This is a genomic window from Acidovorax sp. (assembly GCF_016783915.1).
GTDB lineage: Bacteria > Pseudomonadota > Gammaproteobacteria > Burkholderiales > Burkholderiaceae_C > Acidovorax.
The window spans coordinates 1-5,353 of sequence record NZ_JADHVT010000228.1 but is presented as its reverse complement, the minus strand read 5'-3'; the positions used below and the strand labels follow the sequence as shown (position 1 = coordinate 5,353).

Here is a 5,353-nt window from a genome sequence, read left to right as displayed (position 1 = left end):
TCATTCGTCCACCTCCGCGTGCCATTCGCCGTACCACCGGGCCAGCGTGTCGAGAGCTTCCTTTGCTTCTGGCGCGCCCTTGTCGGCACAGCTCACCAGCGCACGGAAAACAATCGCGTCGTGGTCCCGGAAGTCGAAGGCTTCGCGCAGCCGGTCGTACTGGCCTGCCTTGGCCTGCTCCAGGGTTTCGCGGGTGAGCCGGACTTCCTCGGCTTCCAGCGCTTCGGCGTACCGCTGGCGCTGGTCTTCGTGCGCTGCGCAGTCGCGCATAAGTAGCTCAAAGGACATGATCACGCCCCTGGCCTATGGCTATGCAACCGTGCCGCCGCTTCTTGATAAGCAGCGCTTGCTGACTCTGGAGATTCAAAAAGTCCAAGGTGATGCAGCTTGCGGTTTGTAGCTATGTAGGCCTGCCATTTGCCCGTTTGCTTGAAATAGCTAACGCCTCTGTATCCGCTGGTGTTGTTAACGCGCAATGACGTGTTTTGCATGTTTTCTGATCGAGAGACCTCGCGCAGATTTGCAATCCTGTTGTCACTTTTGATCCTGTTGATGTGATCCAGGTGTTTTGATGGCCAGTGCCCATAAACCCACAACCATGCCAATCTGTGCGCCATGTAAAAGTCGCCGTTCAGTTGGATTCGGACATAGCCCAAGCTAAGGGTGCCGGCCACATCACCAGCGCGGGCGCCACCTTTGCGTGTGACCCTGCGCGTGAACAATCCAGTTGCAGCGTCGTAGTCCAAATACTGGCGCAGCGTTTCAGCGGTCAATGCCTTTTCCATAGGGCCTCCAGAAAAGAAAAAGCCCGCGTGGTGCGGGCTGGTGTGTGGGGTGGTGTCTGGCTATGTGCCAGGGGGGTGGGGCGGCGTGGCTTTCGCAGCCCGGCGCGTGGTGGTTCCCGTAGTCGGCTCTGCCAACGAACACCGAGGTCTTTGACAAGGTGTCGCGGGGTCGGTCCGCACGGCGTTGCCGCCCCGTAACTCGCTATTGGGTAAGTGCTCTCCGCGCTTGATCGAAGGTGGGCTTGTTCCACTCGTCTTCGTCCATGCCCATGTGTGTGAGCATGGCGTTTAGCGCACTGCGCAGTTCGCCTATCTCGACTTGCGCCGCGTCCATGATCTCTTGCGCTTTGTGCCGCTCTATCCACTGGCCTGTTTTGTCTGGCACACGCTTCACACCGGGTGGATCGCTGAGGAAGAAGCTGTACGGCTGCAGCGCGCAGAGCCGATCCCAATACTTCAAATGCGGTCGCTCTTGCTTTTCCATGCTGCTCTCCTTGTTTGGTTGGGGCACTCCCGGCCCCTGGTGTAGGGGCGGGGTGGGGTTACTGGTGCCCGCGCAACTGGCCTTCGATGTAGTCAATCATTGGCCGCAGCGAATCCGTGGCACGCAGGGCTTCTTCCTTGTCACCAATGCTCATGATGGAGTTCATGACAATCTCCATCGCGGCGGGCACGACTACGCCAACATTCGATTTGCTGGCGATCTGTCCGAGTTGGTCCTTCACGCGGTCAATTTCCGCTCTGTATTGCGCGTCGTTCATCGTTGCTCCTGTTGAAAACCTCAACCGCCTGTCACGCGGCTCAGGTTTTGGCCCTCTTGCGAAGGCCATGCCGGATTGACCGCTCCGGTGGGCGTAGCGCTGCTTTTGGTTTCTTTTCTTGGCGGTACAGATCCCGCCTCAACCCCGTACTTAGCCCCAGGGTTTGGACTTCGAGGTGCATTGGCGACATGGTTGTTTCCTCCCATGGTCCCTATCTCGTTCGCGTTGCCTGATCCCATCCAGGGGCAGAGCGCTACTAGCCTTCGCACCGACGATCTTTTCTAGCCCGCTACCGCCCGCGGAGGCACTGCGTTTACCCAGCCGTGCCTGGCTGCAAGAACTCCGTGGTGACCGCCGATCCGCTCACCCTGTCGCTGCGTTTTGCTGCGATGGGTTGAAGTATAGAGACTCTATACATGGTGTCAAGCGTTTCTGAACTAAAAGTGTGGAATTTCTGCACTTTCTGTAAACTCGCGCCCAGCGCCACCCCGGCGCGCAACAGGAGCCACACATGACGGAAGCGACAGGCGAAAAAAAACCCGCTCAGGGCGGGTTCGGTCGGCGCGGTTGGGGCCTATTCGGGCGGGTACTTGGCTTGCCCGGCGCTCCGGAAATTCGTCGGCGCCTCACGCTTACAGGCGCTGCACCTCAAGGAGTACCAACCGTCGGGCAGTTTGGCATAGCTCAGGATCGACTTGCGGCGCTGCTCATAGCAGTTTGTGCATATGTAATGAGGCACCTCGCCGCGCGCTTCGCTCTCTTTAATCGCGTACACAACCGCTCCGGTGTATGGGGTAAAAAGCTTGTATCGCTCTTTTTCCTTCGCCCAATCATTGGCTGCCACCAATGCCTCTTCAGCTTGGCGTGCGCGCTTGTTGGCATCCGCCATCGCCTCTTGCATCGCAAGCATGGCTTGCTGGGCCTCCAAGAGAGACTGCTGGATTGACATCACCTGTTCTTTCACGGCGAAGTCAACCTTTGCCCCCATCACAGCCTTTGCGATATCAGCCGCTGCCTTAAGGCTGCCGAGAGCCCCCGCCATTTGTTGCGCATCAAACATCCCCATCCTCCCACTTGCCCAGCACTGTGCGGGCTACCGTTCAACAAGGCGCCGCGACTTGCGGCACTCCTTCACATCCACCAGCGTCTTAAACCGGTGGTCCTCTTTGGTGATCCACTGCATGTTGCTGGGCCGGTCTAGACCGCCAGCGCATAGGGCGATGACGTGATCCACATGCCACCCAGGGCAGGCCCCGCGCGTGCGGCCGGTGGCAGGGCAGGGATTCTCGGCGCGGAAGGCGCGCACTTGGGCGCGGTCGCGCTCCATTACGGCGTTTGCTGATGTTGCCAATACAGCCGCAAGCAAGCCCGCGACAAGTTTCAAGGCTTGACCTCGGCAACAGTTCCCCGCCATGTATAGCCGCCATCTGACGGGTACGACAGGTCAGCAATCACGCACCTGAATTGCGTTAGCTGCAGAGCGTTGAACCCATTTCTTGCCCGCATTTCGACAGTGACTGAATACGAAGACTTCGGCGTGATCTCAGTGACAAAAAACTTGTCGGCACTCGGGAATTCTGCAGACCCAGGGTCGTTGAGACGCTTCTTGATTTCCTCCTTGCATGCCATCTTGGCGCCAAATTCGTAGTCCCGCTCCTTCGACTTAGAGCCGCCGCCCAGCTGAGAGTAAGAGACGGCGATCACTGCCAAGATGGAGATTGAGATGGCTGCAGGCCAAGGCGAGGCCTTCGATTTGGCGCCTGGCGGCCCGTACTTGTTCGCAGCGGCCTTCGCGACAGGCGCACCGCAGTGCGGGCAGGCCGCGGCCTTGTCGCTGATTTCCTTGCCGCATTCGGCGCATGCAATGAGTGCCATCAATCCTCCGTTATCCGTCTTCCCATTTTCCTAGCACCGTGCCCAGGATGTGAAACTTCTCCCGGATGGGCTCATGGGATGGATTCAGCGGCTGCAGCCATTGGCGGCCGTCCTCATTCTTGTAGACCTTGAACGTCACTTCGTCTGTGCCATCAAGGCAGGCCACCACCCGGTCACCGTTTACTGGGGTTTTGCGCTCGGGGTCCACAAAGATGTAGCAGCCCTCGGGGTAGGTCCTGCTGTTGCCGCTGGGCGCCGTCATGGAGTCGCCGCGCACGCGCAGAGCAAACGTGCTGCCGCTGTGGCTGACGGGGCAATCCATCCAGCGGTCGGCCTGGCCTGGCAGGTGTGGATCTGCAGCGTTGCACCACTCACCGGCCTGCACCCAGGAAATCAGCGGCACCTTGCCGCGCAGGTCTGGGCCTGGCTCTGTATTGGCGACGCCCTCAAGCGGAAGCGGGTAGCCAGTCAGGGCTGAAACGCGCTTCATCTGCTCGAAGCTGGGCTTGTGTCGCCCATTTTCCCAGCCGGAGACATTGCCTTTCGACATCTCCAGTTTTTCGGCCAATCCGTCCTGCGTCAGCTGCGCGTGCTTGCGGGCCGCCCGGACCCATTCATTCGTGCTCATGGAGGAAATGTAAAGAAAATCTGAACAAATTGGGTGTTGAAATACTTGACCTTGTGGGTGCAGAAGTTCTATACTGGTATCGAAATTCTGAACAGGACAACCGATGCACCCGATTGACAAAGCCGCCGACATCATCGGCTCACAAACCGCACTGGCGGCAGTGCTGGGCGTCAGCAAGGGCGCCGTCAGCCAGTGGAAAGACGAAGACCGCCGTGTTCCTGCCGCCCATTGCGTGGCGATTGAGCGGGAAACCAAAGGCGCCGTCACCCGCCGCGACTTGCGCCCAGACGACTGGCACCTGATCTGGCCAGAGCTGGCCAATCCCGCCCGCAAAGCCAAGCCCACCGCTACGGCCTGAGCTATGAACCGCCATTCGTTTTGTGTTTCGCATGAACGGATGGTGGCTTTTTTTTCGCCCAACAGGGTACTCAACCCGGCTCAAACATCATGACCTCGATTGAAGACCAGCACGAATTAGCCCTTGCCCGCGCGCCGCAGCGTGCCTCTGTGCCACTCGAAATGATCCGCGCACAGAAGACATCGGCAGCAGCTTTCACGCTGGCCTGCAGCGTCTCCGGCTTGGAAGACAAGGAAATCTATCTGGCGCTCGGCATTGATGCCGGGTACTTCTCCAACATCAAGAAGGGCAAAGCCACGCTGCAGGCTGATCTGGCGGCCCAGTTCTGTGAGGTGGTCGGCAACACGATCTATCCCGAGTGGGCCGCATTCCAAGTCGGTTGCACGCTGGTGATGATCAAGACCGAAGCAGAGCGCCGCGCCGAACTGGCCGAACAACGCGCCCAAGCTGCAGAGGCTGAGAACCGACTGATGCGCCAACTGCTGGCCGGGAGGGTTCCAGCATGAGCCTCTGGAACCCCCGCAAGCCACTGAACCAGCCGCCGCACTTCGGCACCGTTGGAGCTGTTCAGGCTTCTCCGGTCACGAAGTTCGATGACGCGCTGCACAAGGCGCAAGAGGCGCTCTACGACGCCAAGGTTCAACGCAGCAAACGCGCTGGCAGTCGCTCAACTGTGTTTGATCGCGGCTCTAGTGGATCACGGTGAAGCCTGCGCACCTTCTCGCAGGCAAAAGAAAAGCCGGTCATATGGGCTGCAACCCGACCGGCTTCTAACTAACTGAGGTGCATTGTATGACACAACATCAAATTCTCGCAAAGCTCCTGTCGCGTAAATGCGGCACTACAGCCATGGAGATCATCAGCCGCGTGGGCACCGTATGTGGAGCAAGCGCAGCAACTGCTTTCACATCGAGCAGCTGACGGACACCGTAGCCAAGGGCCGTCG

Annotated in this window: 10 protein-coding genes; 4 read left to right on the top strand and 6 right to left on the bottom strand. The window is 59.1% G+C overall.

Annotated features, from left to right (window positions below; genetic code table 11):
• The 3 genes from ISS20_RS23375 to ISS20_RS23365 form a co-directional block, all read right to left on the bottom strand.
• Positions 1-288: a hypothetical protein gene (locus tag ISS20_RS23375; protein ID WP_291440028.1), complete on the bottom strand. Its 288-nt coding sequence runs from the start codon at positions 286-288 to the stop codon at positions 1-3.
• Between the two features lie 2 nt (positions 289-290).
• Entirely contained in the window at positions 291-785 is a 495-nt protein-coding gene (locus tag ISS20_RS23370; RefSeq protein ID WP_291440026.1) for an HNH endonuclease signature motif containing protein, read from the bottom strand.
• Positions 786-987: 202 nt separating this feature from the next.
• Complete coding sequence (locus ISS20_RS23365) at positions 988-1,269, bottom strand: hypothetical protein (protein ID WP_291440024.1); 282 nt, start codon at positions 1,267-1,269, stop codon at positions 988-990.
• 164 nt (positions 1,270-1,433) lie between these two features.
• On the opposite strand from ISS20_RS23365, the gene ISS20_RS23360 reads away from it, so the two are divergent.
• The gene (locus tag ISS20_RS23360) at positions 1,434-1,625 is read left to right on the top strand and encodes a hypothetical protein (RefSeq protein WP_291440022.1); all 192 of its coding nucleotides are present in this window, start codon (positions 1,434-1,436) and stop codon (positions 1,623-1,625) included.
• 495 nt (positions 1,626-2,120) lie between these two features.
• On the opposite strand, the gene ISS20_RS23355 is transcribed toward ISS20_RS23360, so the two are convergent.
• The 3 genes from ISS20_RS23355 to ISS20_RS23345 form a co-directional block, all read right to left on the bottom strand.
• The gene (locus tag ISS20_RS23355) at positions 2,121-2,606 is read right to left on the bottom strand and encodes a hypothetical protein (RefSeq protein WP_291440020.1); all 486 of its coding nucleotides are present in this window, start codon (positions 2,604-2,606) and stop codon (positions 2,121-2,123) included.
• Positions 2,607-2,926: 320 nt separating this feature from the next.
• Positions 2,927-3,421: a zinc ribbon domain-containing protein gene (locus ISS20_RS23350; protein WP_291440018.1), complete on the bottom strand. Its 495-nt coding sequence runs from the start codon at positions 3,419-3,421 to the stop codon at positions 2,927-2,929.
• Positions 3,422-3,431: 10 nt separating this feature from the next.
• On the bottom strand, positions 3,432-4,049 hold the full coding sequence (locus ISS20_RS23345; protein WP_291440016.1) for a LexA family transcriptional regulator: 618 nt from the start codon (positions 4,047-4,049) through the stop codon (positions 3,432-3,434).
• A gap of 103 nt (positions 4,050-4,152) precedes the next feature.
• Between ISS20_RS23345 and ISS20_RS23340 the strand changes: the two genes are divergently transcribed.
• The 3 genes from ISS20_RS23340 to ISS20_RS23330 all read left to right on the top strand — a co-directional run bounded on the left by ISS20_RS23340 (position 4,153) and on the right by ISS20_RS23330 (position 5,113).
• The gene (locus ISS20_RS23340; RefSeq protein ID WP_291440014.1) at positions 4,153-4,407 is read left to right on the top strand and encodes a helix-turn-helix domain-containing protein; all 255 of its coding nucleotides are present in this window, start codon (positions 4,153-4,155) and stop codon (positions 4,405-4,407) included.
• An 89-nt stretch (positions 4,408-4,496) separates the two neighbouring features.
• Positions 4,497-4,913, top strand: coding sequence for a transcriptional regulator (locus ISS20_RS23335; protein WP_291440012.1), 417 nt, complete (start codon positions 4,497-4,499; stop codon positions 4,911-4,913).
• Positions 4,910-5,113 (top strand): hypothetical protein, encoded by a 204-nt coding sequence (locus ISS20_RS23330; protein ID WP_291440010.1) that lies wholly within the window; start codon positions 4,910-4,912, stop codon positions 5,111-5,113. Before ISS20_RS23335 ends, ISS20_RS23330 begins: the two co-directional genes overlap by 4 nt.
• Positions 5,114-5,353 lie beyond the last annotated feature (240 nt).

Excerpts from the sequence above, each read along its gene's own strand:
- ISS20_RS23345 (WP_291440016.1), bottom strand. The coding sequence starts at position 4,049 with ATGAGCACGAATGAATGGGTCCGGGCGGCCCGCAAGCACGCGCAGCTG.
- ISS20_RS23375 (WP_291440028.1), bottom strand. The coding sequence starts at position 288 with ATGTCCTTTGAGCTACTTATGCGCGACTGCGCAGCGCACGAAGACCAG.
- ISS20_RS23330 (WP_291440010.1), top strand. The coding sequence starts at position 4,910 with ATGAGCCTCTGGAACCCCCGCAAGCCACTGAACCAGCCGCCGCACTTC.
- ISS20_RS23350 (WP_291440018.1), bottom strand. The coding sequence starts at position 3,421 with ATGGCACTCATTGCATGCGCCGAATGCGGCAAGGAAATCAGCGACAAG.
- ISS20_RS23340 (WP_291440014.1), top strand. The coding sequence starts at position 4,153 with ATGCACCCGATTGACAAAGCCGCCGACATCATCGGCTCACAAACCGCA.
- ISS20_RS23360 (WP_291440022.1), top strand. The coding sequence starts at position 1,434 with ATGACAATCTCCATCGCGGCGGGCACGACTACGCCAACATTCGATTTG.
- ISS20_RS23335 (WP_291440012.1), top strand. The coding sequence starts at position 4,497 with ATGACCTCGATTGAAGACCAGCACGAATTAGCCCTTGCCCGCGCGCCG.
- ISS20_RS23365 (WP_291440024.1), bottom strand. The coding sequence starts at position 1,269 with ATGGAAAAGCAAGAGCGACCGCATTTGAAGTATTGGGATCGGCTCTGC.
- ISS20_RS23355 (WP_291440020.1), bottom strand. The coding sequence starts at position 2,606 with ATGTTTGATGCGCAACAAATGGCGGGGGCTCTCGGCAGCCTTAAGGCA.
- ISS20_RS23370 (WP_291440026.1), bottom strand. The coding sequence starts at position 785 with ATGGAAAAGGCATTGACCGCTGAAACGCTGCGCCAGTATTTGGACTAC.